We start from the raw sequence: 779 nt of genomic DNA, 5'->3' as shown, positions 1-779 counted from the left end.
CTATTACAACTGACGGAGAGGATGGCTATGTAACCACGACAAGAACCTACGATGTTAATCCAGAGAATGGTCATGTTACCGAAAAGGTTACTGTAGACAGAAAAGAACCGACAGACACAGTTATCAAAGTTCCTGCCAAGAGCAAGGTTGAAGAAGTTCTTGTTCCATTTGCTACTAAATATGAAGCAGATAATGACCTTTCTGCAGGACAGGAGCAAGAGATTACTCTAGGAAAGAATGGGAAAACAGTTACAACGATAACTTATGATGTAGATGGAAAGAGTGGACAAGTAACTGAGAGTACTTTAAGTCAAAAAGAAGACTCTCAAACACGAGTTGTTAAAAAAGGAACCAAGCCCCAAGTTCTTGTCCAAGAAATTCCAATCGAAACAGAATATCTCGATGACCCAACTCTTGATAAAGGTCAAGAAATAGAAGAAGCAGGAGAAATTGGTGAAATTACGCTTACTACAATTTATACTGTAGATGAACGTGATGGAACAATTGAAGAAACTACTTCTCGTCAAATTACTAAAGAGATGGTAAAAAGACGTATAAGGAGAGGGACGAGAGAACCTGAAAAAGTTGTTGTTCCTGAGCAATCATCTATTCCTTCGTATCCTGTATCTGTTACATCTAACCAAGGAACAAACGCAGCAGTAGAATCAGCTAAACCAGTTGCTCCAACAACAGGTTGGAAACAAGAAAATGGTATGTGGTATTTTTATAATACTGATGGTTCCATGGCAACAGGTTGGGTACAAGTGAATGGTTCATGG

The 779-nt window shown here is 38.9% G+C and carries 1 protein-coding gene; it reads left to right on the top strand.

Annotated features, from left to right (window positions below):
• Positions 1 to 779: G5 domain-containing protein (locus tag HT736_RS10475; RefSeq protein ID WP_172931032.1), on the top strand; the 779-nt coding region annotated here is incomplete at both ends.

The sequence above is a fragment of the Streptococcus sp. 339 genome (assembly GCF_013277285.1).
Lineage (GTDB): Bacteria > Bacillota > Bacilli > Lactobacillales > Streptococcaceae > Streptococcus > Streptococcus pseudopneumoniae.
This window is presented reverse-complemented; position numbering and strand designations above follow the sequence as displayed.